The sequence below is a fragment of the Paenibacillus oryzisoli genome (assembly GCF_050467285.1).
Taxonomy (GTDB): Bacteria; Bacillota; Bacilli; order Paenibacillales; family NBRC-103111; genus Paenibacillus_E; species Paenibacillus_E oryzisoli_A.
This window is the reverse complement of record NZ_JBCMUN010000010.1, coordinates 159617-175710: the sequence shown is the minus strand read 5'-3', so window position 1 is coordinate 175710 and position 16094 is coordinate 159617. Positions and strand designations below refer to the sequence as shown.

Here is a 16094-nt window from a genome sequence, read left to right as displayed (position 1 = left end):
AGTATCCGATGAGCATACTGAAAATAGAGCAGCCCAAGCTGCCGGCGGACATGCCGCCGCTCGTTCTGAAGGAAGAGAGAATGGAACCGGAGGACAGCTTCCATACCGGCATCATCAGCCAATGTGACATCGACAACCAGCGGGCGTACAAAGTGGCATTCGATAAAATTATTTTCCGCAATGTCACCTTTTCGCGCATTTCAATGAAAGAAATCGAGCTGACCGATGTCATTTTTGAAAAGTGCGACTTGTCCAATGTGGACTTCGGCACGGCGACGATTCATCGGACAGAGTTCCGAGATTGCAAAATTATGGGGATGAATTTATCGGACGCGACGATCCGTAATACCGCCTTTTACAATTGCCTGGGCGATTATCTCACGCTGCGGATGGCGAATTTGAAGCAAGTGCTATTCCAGCAATGCTCGCTGATCGGGGCCGATTTCTACGAAGCGGCCGTCCAAAAAATTGCGCTGGAAGACTGCAAGCTGGATCAGGCACAGCTGAGCGGCGTCAAGCTGGAAGGCATCGATCTGAGCACGAACTCATTTGCCCGATTGGGCGTAAATGTGGAGAACTTGCGCGGCTGCATCATTTCGAGGGAGCAAGCGGCGGTTTTTGCGAATTTGATCGGACTGCAGCTCAAAGATTAACAGCACGATGAAAGGAAGATCACATCTTGAAATTTGGATTCGACATTGATGACACGCTCATCGATTTAAGGAAGCACGCTTTTCATATTTATAATGATAAGCTGCAGATGAACGTTGGCCTCGACATTTTCGAAGCTTTGGATACGATGGAAATTCATCAGGCGTTTGGACTTACGAAGGAAGAGGGCGGGAAGCTGTGGCACAGCCTGCGGGATGAGATATACTTCTCCGGCTGCTCGCCGTTCCCCCATGCCCGTGAGGTGTTGCAGCAACTGGTGGCGCAAGGGCATGAGGTTTATTATATAACGGCCAGAGATCAGGAGCATTCCGAGCGGACGAGGGAATGGATGATCGAGAACGGTTTTCCGGTCGCGGAAGGACATTTTTACTGCGGCATGAGCGATTCGGAGAAAGTACATATTATTGCGGATCTAGGACTGGATTATTATTTTGACGATAAACCGAAGGTGCTGGAGACGCTGCTGCATTTGCCGACGAAGGTTTGTGTAAAAGACCGCTCCTACAATCAGCACTTGAACCTGCCGAGAATTGCATCGTGGCAGGAGCTGCCCGAGCTGGCCGGTCTTAACACGTAGTTTACAGCTTAAAGCGGTTTCCGGGCAGAGACCAAAGATCGTGTACCCTTTCGGCCTCCAGCTCAAGAACTAATTGGTTGGTCTCTGCCTTGGTGCATGAACGAGCAGCTTAAAGGGGCTGCGAAAAGATTGTGCCATCCGGCAGCAATTGCGCGGGAAATTGGAGTGCCGGGCCATCTCTCAAAATCCGTATAAACGCTACACCTATTTTACGTATAATGCCGTTCGCAGCTTTTGCAGCCTGCTCATCAATATCGCCCCGGATAAATTCGACGACGGGGTATCCAACAATTGGGGAACGACCAAACTGTCCTCATCGCGCATTTATGGCCCAGTGCTAGCCAAAAGTTCCACCGGCACCTGGAGCGGCATCAAACTCTATATCGAAGTATGGCCAATCAAGAATGCAGCCGGCACGGGCACCGAATACGTCGTAGAAGCTTCTTCTAAAACAACCAGCCAATCAACAGCATCCACCAAACACGATGAATTAATTACATTCCTGCAAAACAAAGGCTGGTTCCTAACGCAAGATTCCTTAAAAACACAGCTGATTATGGACCGGTACTAGTCCCCAAATTATCTCCCCATTCCTGGGTCCAACGCCGCCCTCTCTGCTCCTATCTCTTGAGCAGGGGGTGGTCTACCTATATACTCCTTTTGAGTCTCTTTTGTACACTATCCCCGTTGCTCAGGTAAGATGAACACGGAAGCCATTATGTTCTCCTAATGTTTCTTTTGCTAACTATCCCCGTAACTCAGGAAAGGTGAACACGGAAATTGTTTTGTTCTCCTGGCGTCTCTTTGCTAACTATCCCTGTAACTCAGGAAAGATGAGCACGGAATTTGTTAAGTTCCCCTATCGACTTTTTGCTGACTATCCCCATTGCTTAGGAGAACTGAACTAGGGTTTGTGCTTCTGCTTGACAAGTTATGTACACTTGCTGTAACGAATCGGAGAGCCAAGTAGCCTTGTGAAGCGTGATAAAAACGCTCGTACACTTGCAGACAAAAAACCTTCAATAACGCTTGATCACGGTATTTCAATGATTTTTGGGCTATGGTGTGTGGAGTGGCGGGCAGACAGGGGGAGGTTTTAGGGAACATATAATGACTTTTGGAAGATAAATAAGGAATGGTGATTGCTCACTGACACGGCGAATGTTAGGCACATTGCCTTACGCAAATTTGAAGCAAGTGGTCGAAGGTAGCAATATCCTTTTGAGATAGAGATAGGTTAAGTTTGTAGGTGAATTCGTCCAAATATTTTTGCAGGTGACGCGGCCCGATGCCATGGAAAGTTGTTTTCAGCCAGTTGCTGGCTTGTGCAACGAACTGAAGGAGCGGGCGTTGCTTGCGGGGCGTATAGAAGCCGGTCACGGCTTGGCATGATGTTACACTAGCGTCCAGATGTTTTTCCTGGAACGATAGTAAATCAGTACGAGTAATTTCTTTGTATCGAGATCGAGGCGCAGCTATATGCTTTATTTTTATATGTTCCCACTCATGGTTTGAGTTCAGTGTCGAACCGACTAAAACAAGATGCTCGGAAGGCTGCTTGTACGAGCTTGATTTTGATGATTTGCCGTAAATGCCAGCGTTTATTTGAACGGTACCTTTTAATGGCTCCTTCTGATCTGCGAGGTGGATGGATGTGCGGATTTTATGAAGCATGAGCCAAGCAGTTTTGTAGGTAACCTGAATACGTTTGGCAAGTTCGACGGCGGTTGTGCCGATATGTGCTCTAGCAGTTAAATAAATCGCTAGCAACCATTTTTGAAGTGAAGTCCTGCTGTTCTCCATGATAGTTCCGGTAATTAGCGAGGTTTGGTGTTGGCAGCGGCTGCACTCATAAAGTGGAACCCGCCGAGAATTGATCACATATGCATGCCGAAACTGACAGCGAGGGCAGCTAAAGCCGTGAGGCCATTTCGATTGATATATGAAAGTTACACATGCTTCTTCTGTCGCAAATTGACTGTTGAATTGTTCCAAAGTCAGGTTGGATAACCGCATAGAGACACTCCCTTTTATCATAATGGAATATTTTTCTTTAACCTAATTATAACGAACATATGATCTTATTTCAAATGAAAACTGGTAACTAAGATGTGATTTTAGTAAAAAATTACTGAGAGAAAGGGATAGCATTAAGAGGAGCGTAGTCGGAGAGAAGGCATTGGTTGAAGGGTAGAGGCAAGTGAGGCTTTTACTGAGAGAAAGGGATAGCATTAAGAGGAGCGTAGTCGGAGAGAGGCCATTGGTTGAAGGTTAGAGGAAGTGAGGCTTTTAATGAGAGAAAGGGATAGCATTAAGAGGAGCGTAGTCGGAGAGAGGGCATTGCGTTGAAGGCTAGGGGCAAGGAAGGTTACTGAGAGAAAGGGATAGCCTTGAAAAGGAGCGAAGTTGGGGTGGATCATTGGTCGAACACTAGGGGCCTGTCAGGCTGAAAGTTGTGACAAATGCACGCATGAAGGCATAGCCTTGAATCCTGTCCGCATAAGGTAGTACTAACGAAATCGGCATGCGCTGGCATGAGGAATGTCGACTCGGGCTTAGGGGGAGGGACAGACAGGATGCTGCTGCAAAGACGAAGATGGCGAAGCAGGCCCACAGGGAAGACAAACCGCAAGAAGATTATTTGGATCAGTTTGTTGATTGTTGTGTTGTTTTGTATTCAGTTTTTTATTTATATCGAGAAAAATTTAAGACCGCCGCTCATGAGTTTGGCAAAGGTTCGAATTAAGCAAATTGCCACGCAGTCAATTAATAGCGCTATTGCCAATCATGTAGCCGACGGGGCAAAGGCCGAGCAGTTGATTGATTGGAAGATGGACAAAAACGGGAAAATCACTGGCTTTATGTTGAATTATAATGAGCATATGCGCATTACTTCGGAAGCGATTAATACGGTGCAAGGGGAGCTTGCGAATTTGCAGAGCATTTCGGAACACGTTCCGATCGGGCAGGCGATGAATAGTGCGATTTTGGCCTCTTTTGGCCCGGATATTCCTGTTCGGCTGCTTCCTGTAGGGAGTGTCAAGGTGGATCTGAATACGCGCACGCAAAATGTAGGGATTAATATGGTGATGTTTGAGGTGTATGTACATATTATTGCTGAGGTGTCGGTCATTATTCCTTTCGATTCGGAAACGGAGATTGTGGAGACGGAAATTCCGATTTCCTATTCTCTCGTAGTAGGGGATGTGCCGACGTACTATTACGATAATAAAGGGAATCCGGTTGGCAGCAACAAGGACGCGAGTCCTCCGGTCATTTCACTGCCGAGTGTGCCGGGGACCGGCTCAACAAACGGAAGCACCGGGGGGACTGCGGGCCCGACAAATTCGGCAACGCCTGGAACGGGAACAGGCCAAAAATAAATGAAAAAGGACCTTGCTTCTCCACTAGCTTCTGGGGAAGGAGGTCCTGCTTTGTTTTATTTTTTTCTTCGCTGCTGATCTTCGCGTTCCCACCTTCGGAGTGACGGGTAGGGATCGAAGCTCCATTCTTTGCTGCCGTTATCCCGGTATAGACCAAAATGCAGATGAGGCGGGAATTTGCCTGAAGTGCCAGGCTTGCCATAGCCGGAGCTGCCTACCCACCCAAGGGTTTGGCCGGGTTTTACAATGTCGCCGGGTTTAATGCCTTTTTGATATCCGGAAAGATGCGCGTAGTAGTGATAAATGTTGTTGAGGTCGCGAATACCGATACGCCACCCTCCGTAAGGGTTCCAGCCCTTTTCCTCCACGATGCCGTAGCAAGTGCTTCGGACAGGAACGCCGTAGCCGGCAAAAAGATCTGTCCCTTCGTGAATGCGGTGACCGCCCCACCCGCGGCTGTCTCCCCAGGTGCTTCGGTAGGAATAGTCCGAGGTGACAGGCAAAGGGAATGCATGCTCATTCACGTCCAATGTGCCTAGTTTTTCGTAGATGGCTGCAAATTGATTGATTCGTAATACGCTTCGCGGATTATGATAGTAGTTCGCTATGTTCGTTTGCAGGTTATCTTGGTTGACGCCGTTCTTGCTTAAAATTTCTGACATAGCCGCGAGTACGTCGATGTCGTTGGACTTATCGGCGATCAGATCGCCCGAGCCATCGCGTCCGTAGCCGTGAAAGAAAGCGATGCTGCGCGGATTGGTATCCAGTTGGTTCGGATTTAGCATGCCGCTCCAAGTGGCTTCGCTAAAATAAATGTTGACCAAGGTGAGCTGGACAGTTCTTTTTTTCACGGTGTTCATCGTTTTCTCGTACTGATCCACGGCTGCGAGGAATGACCACGGGATTCCTGTTACTAAACTTATTTTATCGAATAGTTCTTTCCGCTCGGCTGCGACGGCTTTTGAATCTTTTGTTTTGTTGTTGGCACCTGTTTGCGTGCTTGAAGCAGATGGGGATGGAGCAGCAACCTGTGATGCAACTCGATCAGCGAACGCCGGCGGCGCGACTGCAGATAGCAGGAGGCTTAGAGTGAGAACTTTTGTCCAGCGTGAGGTACTATGCATCACGATCATCCTTCCTGTCTTGTTAGTTATTAGGATGTGCGTATCCGCTGAAGCTTATCCTTGGAGTTTGTCCGACGAGACGTTTTTGACGCAAATTCGTCGAACAAACGCATTGATCTTTCGTTGTTCCCCAATATTTGCTATGATGCGGATAAGAGGTGGCTAAGGTGAGCTTTAATCATAGGGATGAGCATGTGGATGATCATATGCTGCTGGTTCAAGCCAATCTGGATGATATGAATCCGGAGTGGGTTTCGTTTCTAATGGATAAGCTGTTTGACGCGGGGGCGAATGATGTCTACGTCGTACCGATTATTATGAAAAAGGGCCGGCCAGGCATCATGCTGAATGTGCTCATAGAAGAGGAACGATTATCGGCTGTGGAAGAAGTTATTTTTAGCGAGTCGACAACGCTAGGGCTCCGCTATCTGCATGCTTCTTGCCATCGCTTAGCACGAGAGTTCGAGCATGTGGAGACGAAATGGGGGACGCTTACGGTGAAGGTGGGGTACCATGCCGGGAAGCTGGTCCAGTTCGCTCCCGAGTTCAAGGAATGCGAGCAGGTGGCCAAGCAATATGGCGTTCCGCTAAAGCAAGTGTATGAGGAAGTCAGGCTTCAGTTTCTGCAGCGGCATAAATAGAAAACGCGCTTTCCGCTTTGGTGCGGAGGCGCGTTTTTTATGTTTAGTGGCTATGATCGTGATGATGATGCGTGTGAGTGTGCTCATGCTTATGCTCATGATGGTCGTGGTCATGCGCATGGTGGAGACTATGTTCATGATCGTGATCGTCATGATGATGTTCATGGCCATCCCCGTGCTCGTGATCATGGTCGTGATGATCATGCGCATGCTCGTGATGATGGTGGTGATCATGACCGTGATGGTGATGATGATCATCATGCGTGTGCTCATGATGGTGGTCATGGGCCAAATGCTCATGCGTGAGCTGCCATTTGCCGATATACGGGTCCATCTGCCCGACAACGACGCGCAGCACGTTAGGCTGCTTCGGCAGGTCGCGTGTGCCTGCGCCATAGCCGATGCTGTCTACGACCATCGGCGGGAAGCTTTTGGAAAACTCGTCGACGATGCCTGCGATAATGCCGGCGCCTGTCGGCGTTGTCATTTCCATCGTGTACGGTGTGGAAGCGATCGGCACGCCAACCATCATTTCGAGCGTAGCCGGCGCCGGCACCGGGTAAATGCCGTGATCGATATGGATCGTGCCGGAACCGAGCGGTACTGGCGAAGCATAAATGCGCTCGATATTCAAAGAGTCGATGGCCAGTGCTACGCCGACAATATCGACGATGGAATCGATGGCTCCGACTTCGTGGAAATGCACTTTCTCGATGGAGGTGCCGTGAATTTTGGCTTCCGCGATGGCGATTTTTTCGAAAATGGCCAAGCTGAGCGCGGTTGCGCGATCCGAAAATTTCGCTTCGCGGATGACTTTCACGATTTCGGAATAGTGACGGTGATGCTTCGGCGGATGCTCTGGATCGAGCACGACGTCGAGCTTCGTCGCCGAGATGCCGCGCTTGATCACGCGCTTCCAATCAAGCGAGTAGGGTTCGAGTTTGATTTTGGACAACTCTTCTTCAATGTAACCGCGGTCTGCTCCCGCATCGACTAATGCGCCAAGCGTCATATCGCCGCTGATGCCCGAGAAGCAGTCCAAGTATAGAATGCGCATGGTGGTTGATCACGCTCGTTTCGACATATTTTTGTTGATGAGTCCTGCGTAATAGCCAGCGCCGAAGCCGTTGTCGATGTTAACGACGGAGATGCCCGGCGAGCAGCTGTTCAGCATGGACAGCAGTGGAGCTACGCCGCCGAGGTGGGCGCCGTAGCCGATGCTCGTCGGCACCGCGACGATCGGCTTCGCGACCAGCCCGCCGACGACGGAGGCGAGCGCGCCTTCCATGCCGGCTACGACGACAATCGCGTTCGCACCGCGAATGAGCTCCAGCCGGCGGAACAAGCGATGAATGCCGGCTACACCCACGTCGAAAATGCGTTCGACGTGGCTGCCCAGGCATTCCGCGGTAAGGGCCGCCTCCTCCGCCACGGGGAGGTCGGAGGTGCCTGCGCAGACGACGGCGATGTAGCCGTCGTGCACTTTGAGCATCGGGCGCTTGAACCAGGTGAGCGCCCGCGCCGTTTCGTGGTACGTGATCCCTGCCACGTTTGCGACGATTTGAGCGGCTTTCACGGGATCGACCCGCGTGGCCAGCACGCGGTCGGTATGTTCCATCAGCCGCCGGAAGATCGTCTCGATCTGCTCGGCGGTCTTGCCTTCCCCGAAGATGACCTCGGGGAAGCCTGTCCGCTTCTCGCGCTCGACGTCGAGCTGCGCGAAGCCGAGGTCAAGGTTGGCAGGGCCTGCACTGCCGTCCTTGATAATTTGCTTTTTGGCTTCTTCAACATCCAAATCGCCCGTTTGAACGAGCTTTAGTATTTTGTCTAAATCCATCATAGGGAGGCTTCTTTCACCTTATCTTTAGTTTCTTTGGAGAGCACTTCATTCAAGCTGCCGGTACGGTAGCCTTGCAGGTCGAGCGTGACATAAGTAAAGCCGAGCTTGCTGAATTTCTCATAGATGGCTTCGCGGTGCTCGACGACTTTCATGATCTCGTCCGGCATGACTTCGATGCGGGCGATTTTATCGTGGTGACGCACGCGGACCTGGTACAAACCAAGCTGCGCCAGGAAAAACTCGCCTTCGTCCAGCTGGTCGATTTTCCATTTTTCAATGATGGTACCGTAAGGAATCCGTGAAGACAGGCAGGCAAAAGACGGCTTGTTCCACGTGCTGAGCCCGAGCTCTTTGGAAAGCGCGCGGATTTCATCCTTCGTCAGGCCGGCTTCCTGCAGCGTGCTGCGGACGCCTTGTTCGTTCTTGGCTTGGAGGCCCGGTCGATAGTCGCCGAGGTCATCCACGTTGGAGCCGTCCAATATATAAGGATAGCCCAATTCTTTCGCAATGTTTTGCAAGTGGGAGTAAAGCCCTGTCTTGCAGTGGTAGCAGCGGTCAGGGTTGTTGGCAACGAAGTTGGCGTTCTCCAATTCCTTGACTTCGGTTCTATGCAAACGGACGCCGAATTGCTCCGCCAATTGTACGGCCGCATCAAACTCCCTCGAGGGAAATGTTTCGGAAGCGGCTGTCACAGCCAGCACTTGGTCTCCCAGCTCCTGCTGCGCGCGCTTAAGCACGAATGTACTGTCCACGCCCCCGGAAAAAGCGACCAGGACGCGGCCCATGCCTCTAAGTATTTCGCCAAGCTTGCGGTCTTTCTCGCGTGTTGTTTCTTGTATGCTCATGTTTCTATCCTCCCATACAGCCGTATCCTCTAAGTTGAGCTGTTTCTGGTCCATCTTATTAAGTGTATCATAACTGCCCGGCAAAGTGGATTGTTTTGTCATTCATTCATGTTATAATAGCACTATTGAGAAACCCATATATAAAGGCGGGGATTTAACGTGCCTACCAAGCCGATAGAGAGAAAACCAGACTGGTTGAAAATCAATCTCAGAACCGATGAGAATTTTAAAGAAATCAAATCCATGATGCGTTCCAAAACGCTGCATACGGTGTGCGAGGAAGCGAAGTGCCCGAATATTCATGAGTGCTGGGCGAACCGCACGGCGACGTTCATGATTCTCGGCGACATTTGCACGCGCGCCTGCCGTTTCTGTGCCGTGAAAACGGGGCTGCCGACTGAGCTCGATCTGCAGGAGCCTGAACGCGTAGCGGAGGCCGCTCTGCAAATGGGGCTGCGCCACTGCGTCGTCACTTCCGTTGCCCGCGATGATCTGGCGGACGGCGGGGCGATGATTTTTGCCGAGACGATTAAAGCGATCCGCCGCAAGCTGCCGCTGTGCTCGGTGGAAGTGCTGATTCCGGACTTTCTGGGCCGGGAGGAGTCGCTTGCGACTGTCCTAGAGGCGAAGCCGGATATTTTGAATCACAACATGGAGACGGTCGAGCGGATGTCCGACCGCGTCCGGTCCAAGGCGAAATACCGCCGCTCGCTCGAGCTGCTGCAGCGCTCCAAGCGCATTGCGCCGAGCATTCCGACGAAGTCCAGCATCATGATCGGCGTCGGCGAAGAATGGAACGAATTACTCCAGACGATGGATGATTTGCGTGCCGTCGATTGCGACATCATGACGATCGGCCAGTATTTGCAGCCGTCCACGACGCATCTTGCGGTAACGAAGTACTATACGCCCGAACAGTTCGCTGAACTGAAGGAAGAGGGCATGAAGCGCGGATTCAAGCATGTGGAGTCCGGTCCGCTGGTTCGCAGCTCTTATCATGCGCATGAACAAGTGAAAGCCGCATCAACGGTATAAGCATCCTGCCTACGGGATGCCCCTTGGAAAGGAGCGCTTTTGACGACGATGATTCATATTGCCAATCGAACCTATGAGCTCGTAACCGATCATAAAAACGGCTGGAACTACGAAGTATTCAAAGATCGCTACAGCGAAGTGCTGGAGCGTTACGATTATATCGTGGGCGACTGGGGCTACAACCAGTTGAGACTGAGAGGCTTCTTCAAAGAAGCTCATCCGAAAGCGACCAAGGAGTCCTCCATTGCCGCGTTGCAGGATTACCTGAACGAATATTGCAATTTCGGCTGCGCGTATTTTATTATCGAACGCGTGCCGAATCCGAAGCAGCAAACGCCGGCTGAAACAGTCTCTTCGCCGTCGGTGTAACCTGCCGCCGCAACACAAAAACACCTCATGCACGCCAGATGGTTCAGGTTGCGTGAGGTGTTTTTTGTTTGCAGTGCGTGGTTATTGGCTGGACTGCCCGACGAACGCTTCGCGCACGCGCAACCAGAACGGGAACGGCCGAAAGCGGGCGAATTTTACCTTCACGTCGCCGGCAACCCGGCAGCGGATGGAGACGACGTCGCTGCGCTGCATATATTTGTGATCGAGCGAAAGCAGCATATTCTGATGCGCTTTTGGGTAAATGTCGCAATGGTGATGCTTCGGCAAAATCATCGGGGAGCCGAGCGTCCGGAACACCCGATTGTTAATGGAAGCAATCTCGGCAATCTGGATGGCTTCGAGCGAAGGGTGGACCATGGCGCCGCCCAAGCTTTTGTTATAGGCGGTGCTGCCGGCCGGCGAAGAAATGCAGATGCCGTCGCCGCGGAACATTTCAAACAAGTCGTCGTTAATATGCAGCTGAGCGACAAGCGAAACCTCGATGCCGCGGAGCGTGAACTCGTTCAAAGCCAGGTGGGTTTCCACGCCGGTTTCGGTCGTAATTTCAATTTCCACGACGGGATACTGGACGATCGGCAAATCTTCCGGCGTGGTGACGCTGAACATCAGGGAAGCGAGATGATCGAGCTCCGCAGGCTTCCAATCGGCAAAAAAACCGAGATGTCCGGTATGAATACCGACGAATGAGATATGATCCAACTGGCTCGCATATTGGTGAAAAGCTTGCAGCATCGTGCCGTCCCCGCCGATGGACAGGACAATGTCCGGAGACTGCTCGTCCTGGATAACTCCGTGCGCAGCGGCGAGAGCTTTAAACCGTTCGGTCAGCTCCTTGGAAATATCGTCGCCTCGTTCAATGACGTTATATTTCAACTAGGTTCCTCCTAAAGTGCAGTACGTATCGATTTCTTGAAGAATGGATTCCGGGGTGAGTCGAAAAGCCGCCGCCACACGGTACGAATCGCTGCTAAAGTTCGTCACCCTGACGACTTCGCTGTATGCGGTGATGGGCAGGGCAAGCGTCGGCAGCATGAAGCTGCATTCGAGATAGAGCGGAGGAAACACCCGGTTGGTGGTAACAAAAGAAAGCCCTCCGGCGCTGATGTCGAGCAGTTGGCCTGTAAAAGCGACGCCTTTCTGCGCGGACAAGCCGCGAATGCCGGCGACACGCAGCGTAATCGGCGTACGTACGGACAGTTTGGCGCGCGGATGCTCACGGTTCTGGTGCATGTACACTTCTTCCGGAATGGAGAGTGTGAGTGTGCAGACGGTCTTGCGGAGCTCAAGCTGCAGCAGGTCGACATAAGCATAGTATAGCACGGCGCGATGTTTAACCGAAATTTCAACAAAGGAAACATGTTCCAGCTTGTCGAAAGGCAGCAAAATAAACTGCTCCAAACAAACGGAAATCGAATGATCGCAAATATTGTCGATAAGAAAATTGTCCTCAAAGCAGAAAGGCTGACCGTCTTTCGATTCACCGACAATGATCAAGTGACACTCGGAGTTCGGCTTAAATTCTGCCAATTCTAGTGCCTTCTTCCAATCCATAGCATCACCAAGTCGTTAGATTTGCATGCACACTCATGATGAAATCACCTAAATTCTCTATTCATCATAAGGGATTCATGCTAATAAGAAAAGCCCCTAACGGGGCTTTTTGCTTGGCGCAGCTGCTTTTTTTCAAATTTTGAGATTAGCCCTGCTGCCAGGCCAGCGTGCTGGTCACTAAGGACAGCTCAAACGAATGAGCAAAATTGGCCGAGATCGGCCGCACGCGAATCGAGAAGTGCGGGCCGTGGAACAGATGCCCGGGAACGATCGCTTCGAAGTACTGCGACTGCCCGATCAACTCGCCGACGGGTTCCATATGCACCGTTTTTTGGCGCCAGGATTCGTCAATTTCCTCGTAATAAATAATTTCAACAGCCGTATCCTGTGGCCAGATCGGGCCGAAATGGATGTGCGCCCGGACCTTCTTGGTCGAAGGGGCGGCATCGTATGGGCTGATCTCCGCATCGGAGGATGGCGGCAATTTGTCCTCAATCGCCAAAATGCGGACTTGATGCCAGTTGTTGCGGATAAACTGCTTGTAGTCGGCGACTTTGGTCGCCACGTCGTAGCCGTTCGCAACGAACAGCGTCGCGCGCTCAGCGGTCGGCAGGTATGACTGCACGGTGTAATCCTGCACCATCCGGTGCGTGTTGTACACCGGAGCGAGCGACTGGATGGAACGCTTCATCCGGCCGATCCATTGATGCGGGAGCGCCCCCTGATTGTAGTACAGGGGAATGATTTCATTTTCGAGCAGATGGTAGAGGGAGCGGGTGTTTTCCCTTTCCTGCTGGGCCCAATCTGCATTCCCCGCCTGGCCGATCGCCCAGCCGTTGGTGCCGTTGTAGCCTTCCTCCCACCAGCCGTCGAGCACGCTGAAGTTAAGGACGCCGTTCATCGCTGCCTTCTGGCCGCTCGTGCCGCTCGCTTCGAGCGGTCTGCGCGGGTTATTGAGCCACACATCGACACCTTGCACGAGATAACGGGCCATGTGAATATCGTAGTTCTCGAGGATGACGATTTTACCGAGAAATTCTTTCATTTGCGAGATGCGGTAAATGTCGCGAATGAGATCCTGCCCCGGGTAATCGGCGGGGTGCGCCTTGCCGGCGAAAATGAGCTGGATCGGGCGATCCGGGTCATTGACCATTTTTTTCAACCGATAGAGGTCGTTGAAAATCATGTTCGCCCGCTTATAGGTCGCAAAACGCCGCGCAAAGCCGATGGTCAGCGCCCTTGGATTGAGGTAGCTCCGCACCTCGTCAATGCGCTCCTGGGACTCGCCGTTGCGGGTGCGCTGGGCGGCGAGGTTTTTGCGCGCGTAGTTGATCAATCGCTCTTTCAACTGCATGTGCACTTTCCAGATCGATTCGTCCGGGATGACCTCAACCTGCGCCCATTGATGGGTGTTCGCCTGCTCCTCGCGCCACGTTCCGGGGAGGAACCGATCAAACAGCTCTTTCCAGGCTGGCGCCGTCCAGGAATCGAGGTGCACGCCGTTCGTGATCGAACCGATCGGGACTTCGTTCGCATCCGTGTGGCCGTGGAATTCTTTGAACATTTCGCGTGATACCTGACCGTGCAGCTTGCTGACGCCGTTGCGGAGCCCAGCGGTATTCATCGCTAGGTGGGTCATATTGAACAGGCCCGTCTTCTGATCCTGGCCGAGTGCGATAATCGCCTGCTTGTGCGCAGGCACTTCGCTGAAATAGGGACCGAGATAATGTTCTACCATCCTGATGTTAAAAGCGTCATGCCCCGCCGGCACCGGGGTATGTGTCGTAAACACCGTCGCCGAGCGGACGGTTTCAACCGCCACATGGAACGGCAGACCGAGCTGTATCAGCTCTTTGAGTCGTTCCAGTGCGAGAAAAGCCGCGTGTCCCTCGTTGATATGGTACACGTTCGGGAAAACCTCGAGCGCACGCAGCGCTTTGATCCCCCCGATGCCGAGGACGATCTCTTGCACGATGCGCATATCCTGGTCGCCGCCGTACAGCCCAGCCGTGATGGCCCGGTCCTCCGGCGCGTTCGCTTCATGGTCGCTGTCGAGCAGGCAGACCCGGGTACGGCCGACCTGCACGGACCACACGAGCAGGGTGATGGTGCGGAACGGAAGCTGAATCGATACCGTGAGCTGGCGATCGCCCAGCAGCACAGGCTGCAGCGGGAGTTGCGCAAAATCGTAGGCCGCCATCTCGCTTTGCTGATTGCCGAGTGCGTCTATTTTTTGCGTAAAATAGCCTTTCTTGTAGAGGAGGCCGATCCCGATTAACGGGATGCCCAGATCGCTCGCCGATTTGATATGATCGCCGGCCAGAATGCCGAGACCGCCGGAATAGATCGGCAGGGATTCATGGAAGCCGAATTCGGCGGAGAAGTAGGCGATGCGGGCGTTGCTGGAGGTTTCATAGTTGTTGCTGTACCAGGATGCGCCCTGCAGGTAGTCGTCAAATCGCGCGATCACCTTCTGGTAGCTCTCCAGGAAGTGAGCGTTCTCGCCGAGAGACGCCAGCTGGCCCGGCTCCAGCTCGTTCAGAAGGCGTACCGGATTGTAGCCGGATGCGGCAAAGCGTTTTGGATCGATATGTTCGAATAGTTGCAGCGCATCGTCGTTCCAGCTCCACCAAACATTGTACGCGAGCTCGCGCAAGCGGGATATTGCTGCGGGCATGTCGTTCGCCCCTTGAGGGAAGGCTGCTGCCATAATTATTGTCTCTCCCATCTAGTCGTCTTTTGATCACGAGGTAATTCATGAAGTGGACTTTTTGAATTACCCCTATTATCTTGGTTTTCCAACCTTTTCATACACCAACATCCCTAAGGAATATGCAAGGAACAGAGCGATGATGACTCCGAGGACGACGGCAACGACGGCTGCGCTCATGGGGCCGATCAGCTTGAGTGCGCTTAGCACCGGGGCTCCTGGGTCGTAAGCTGGCATAAAAACAGCCTGCGGTTCCCTGAACCGCTGCATAGGCTCCCAAATGAGGAGAACAATAGCAGAGGAAGCCAGAGCATGTACGAAACGGGCGGTTAGAAAAGGTATATAGCGGATGTTCGTATGGCTGAGCAGGCTGACGATTTGCGCATGAACGGAAAGTCCTCCCCAGGATAAAATGAACGCCCCGATCGCGACTTTGCTGGACAGCGCCAAATCCATGGGGGCTGTACCCGCGGCTTTTGCGCCCAGCGTCACTTCGAACAGCCCGTTCATGACCGCCTGCGAGAGCTCGCTGGGGAGACCGGTGAACGACAGGGCGGAGGCGATCCCTACGTAAAACAGGTGCATGACCTGCGCAGACGTCAGAATCGTCAAGACGACGGAGAAAAAGACGACGAGCCCGCCGACGACAAACATAAGCCGCAGCGATTGGAGAATCGCGTCGCTGAGCAGGGTGCCGATCGGCCGGTTGTCTTGGAGCCGGGCGGCATGCATCACGGTAAAGGCGCGCCTTACGATGCCGCCGCCGGCTCTGGGCGGCTGCGGCGTTGCCGGGCATTTGCGGCCGTGGAACCGCATCCCGAGGCCGATCAGCAGCGAACCGCCGTAATGCGCGACCGCCAGAATGCCGGCGAGCGACGCGTCATGGAAAAAGCCGATGGACACAGCCCCGATCAGAAAAATCGGATCGGAGCTGGTCACGAAGGCGACGAGCCGTTCGCCTTCCTCGCGGTTCACCAGCTTTTGATCCCACAGCTGGGAAGTCAGCTTGGCGCCAACGGGGTACCCGGACGCGAAGCCCATCGCCATGACGAATCCGCCGATGCCGGGAATGCGGAACACGGGCCGCATCATCGGATCGAGCAGCGTCCCGAAAAAATGCACGATGCCGAAGCCGAGCATGATTTCGGAAATGACGAAAAAAGGAAATAAGGCCGGGAAGAGCACGTCCCACCAAATGGCAACACCGCGAACGGCCGCTTGAAACCCGTCGTGCGGAAACAGAAGCAGGCATACAATAATGCCGACAATCATAAAAGATATGAGCAGCGCGGCTGTGAATTCCCGTTTTTGCATATCCGGTCGATC

Annotated in this window: 16 protein-coding genes; 7 read left to right on the top strand and 9 right to left on the bottom strand. The window is 52.7% G+C overall.

All coding sequences use genetic code 11. The features are described from left to right. The first annotated feature begins 8 nt into the window (after window positions 1–8). From ABE504_RS19210 to ABE504_RS19200, 3 genes are all read left to right on the top strand, one after another. Window positions 9–653, top strand: a complete 645-nt coding sequence (locus ABE504_RS19210) for a pentapeptide repeat-containing protein (protein ID WP_430091649.1) — start codon at window positions 9–11, stop codon at window positions 651–653. Window positions 654–679: 26 nt separating this feature from the next. After that, entirely contained in the window at window positions 680–1249 is a 570-nt protein-coding gene (locus ABE504_RS19205) for a 5' nucleotidase, NT5C type (RefSeq protein ID WP_430091647.1), read from the top strand. 148 nt (window positions 1250–1397) lie between these two features. Continuing rightward, window positions 1398–1820 carry a hypothetical protein gene (locus ABE504_RS19200; RefSeq protein WP_430091646.1) on the top strand — a complete coding sequence of 141 codons (423 nt, stop codon included), beginning with the start codon at window positions 1398–1400 and terminating at the stop codon, window positions 1818–1820. Window positions 1821–2413: 593 nt separating this feature from the next. Here ABE504_RS19200 and ABE504_RS19195 read toward each other — a convergent pair. Beyond that, window positions 2414–3265 (bottom strand): transposase, encoded by an 852-nt coding sequence (locus tag ABE504_RS19195; protein ID WP_430091644.1) that lies wholly within the window; start codon window positions 3263–3265, stop codon window positions 2414–2416. A gap of 560 nt (window positions 3266–3825) precedes the next feature. Here ABE504_RS19195 and yunB point away from each other — a divergent pair. After that, on the top strand, window positions 3826–4632 hold the full coding sequence (yunB, locus tag ABE504_RS19190) for a sporulation protein YunB (protein WP_430091642.1): 807 nt from the start codon (window positions 3826–3828) through the stop codon (window positions 4630–4632). A gap of 56 nt (window positions 4633–4688) precedes the next feature. On the opposite strand, the gene ABE504_RS19185 is transcribed toward yunB, so the two are convergent. Further along, window positions 4689–5765, bottom strand: coding sequence for a M23 family metallopeptidase (locus ABE504_RS19185; protein ID WP_430091640.1), 1077 nt, complete (start codon window positions 5763–5765; stop codon window positions 4689–4691). Window positions 5766–5923: 158 nt separating this feature from the next. Between ABE504_RS19185 and larC (ABE504_RS19180) the strand changes: the two genes are divergently transcribed. After that, a complete protein-coding gene (gene larC, locus ABE504_RS19180; RefSeq protein WP_430091638.1) occupies window positions 5924–6397 on the top strand; it encodes a nickel insertion protein in 474 nt (157 codons plus the stop codon). Window positions 6398–6440: 43 nt separating this feature from the next. On the opposite strand, the gene larC (ABE504_RS19175) is transcribed toward larC (ABE504_RS19180), so the two are convergent. From larC (ABE504_RS19175) to larE, 3 genes are read right to left on the bottom strand one after another with little or no spacing between them, the layout of a single operon-like run. Further along, entirely contained in the window at window positions 6441–7454 is a 1014-nt protein-coding gene (larC, locus tag ABE504_RS19175; RefSeq protein WP_430091637.1) for a nickel pincer cofactor biosynthesis protein LarC, read from the bottom strand. Window positions 7455–7463: 9 nt separating this feature from the next. Further along, on the bottom strand, window positions 7464–8237 hold the full coding sequence (gene larB, locus ABE504_RS19170; protein WP_430091635.1) for a nickel pincer cofactor biosynthesis protein LarB: 774 nt from the start codon (window positions 8235–8237) through the stop codon (window positions 7464–7466). Beyond that, window positions 8234–9082, bottom strand: a complete 849-nt coding sequence (gene larE, locus ABE504_RS19165; protein WP_430091634.1) for an ATP-dependent sacrificial sulfur transferase LarE — start codon at window positions 9080–9082, stop codon at window positions 8234–8236. Before larE ends, larB begins: the two co-directional genes overlap by 4 nt. A 159-nt stretch (window positions 9083–9241) precedes the next feature. On the opposite strand from larE, the gene lipA reads away from it, so the two are divergent. After that, window positions 9242–10117 (top strand): lipoyl synthase, encoded by an 876-nt coding sequence (gene lipA, locus ABE504_RS19160; RefSeq protein WP_126142104.1) that lies wholly within the window; start codon window positions 9242–9244, stop codon window positions 10115–10117. A 48-nt stretch (window positions 10118–10165) separates the two neighbouring features. Next, window positions 10166–10486 (top strand): YutD family protein, encoded by a 321-nt coding sequence (locus tag ABE504_RS19155; protein ID WP_430091682.1) that lies wholly within the window; start codon window positions 10166–10168, stop codon window positions 10484–10486. Window positions 10487–10567: 81 nt separating this feature from the next. Here ABE504_RS19155 and ABE504_RS19150 read toward each other — a convergent pair whose 3' ends face one another. From ABE504_RS19150 to ylbJ, 4 genes are all read right to left on the bottom strand, one after another. After that, window positions 10568–11380 (bottom strand): NAD kinase, encoded by an 813-nt coding sequence (locus ABE504_RS19150; RefSeq protein ID WP_430091632.1) that lies wholly within the window; start codon window positions 11378–11380, stop codon window positions 10568–10570. Continuing rightward, the gene (locus ABE504_RS19145) at window positions 11381–12034 is read right to left on the bottom strand and encodes a PilZ domain-containing protein (protein WP_430091630.1); all 654 of its coding nucleotides are present in this window, start codon (window positions 12032–12034) and stop codon (window positions 11381–11383) included. Window positions 12035–12203: 169 nt separating this feature from the next. Next, on the bottom strand, window positions 12204–14768 hold the full coding sequence (glgP, locus tag ABE504_RS19140) for an alpha-glucan family phosphorylase (protein ID WP_430091628.1): 2565 nt from the start codon (window positions 14766–14768) through the stop codon (window positions 12204–12206). 75 nt (window positions 14769–14843) lie between these two features. Beyond that, on the bottom strand, window positions 14844–16082 hold the full coding sequence (gene ylbJ / locus ABE504_RS19135; protein ID WP_430091626.1) for a sporulation integral membrane protein YlbJ: 1239 nt from the start codon (window positions 16080–16082) through the stop codon (window positions 14844–14846). Window positions 16083–16094 lie beyond the last annotated feature (12 nt).

Coding starts and splice junctions, on each gene's coding strand:
- ABE504_RS19185 (WP_430091640.1), bottom strand. CDS start 5,765: ATGATCGTGATGCATAGTACCTCACGCTGGACAAAAGTTCTCACTCTA.
- yunB (WP_430091642.1), top strand. CDS start 3,826: ATGCTGCTGCAAAGACGAAGATGGCGAAGCAGGCCCACAGGGAAGACA.
- larB (WP_430091635.1), bottom strand. CDS start 8,237: ATGATGGATTTAGACAAAATACTAAAGCTCGTTCAAACGGGCGATTTG.
- ABE504_RS19155 (WP_430091682.1), top strand. CDS start 10,166: ATGATTCATATTGCCAATCGAACCTATGAGCTCGTAACCGATCATAAA.
- larC (WP_430091637.1), bottom strand. CDS start 7,454: ATGCGCATTCTATACTTGGACTGCTTCTCGGGCATCAGCGGCGATATG.
- ABE504_RS19195 (WP_430091644.1), bottom strand. CDS start 3,265: ATGCGGTTATCCAACCTGACTTTGGAACAATTCAACAGTCAATTTGCG.
- larE (WP_430091634.1), bottom strand. CDS start 9,082: ATGAGCATACAAGAAACAACACGCGAGAAAGACCGCAAGCTTGGCGAA.
- ABE504_RS19210 (WP_430091649.1), top strand. CDS start 9: ATGAGCATACTGAAAATAGAGCAGCCCAAGCTGCCGGCGGACATGCCG.
- ylbJ (WP_430091626.1), bottom strand. CDS start 16,082: ATGCAAAAACGGGAATTCACAGCCGCGCTGCTCATATCTTTTATGATT.
- glgP (WP_430091628.1), bottom strand. CDS start 14,768: ATGGCAGCAGCCTTCCCTCAAGGGGCGAACGACATGCCCGCAGCAATA.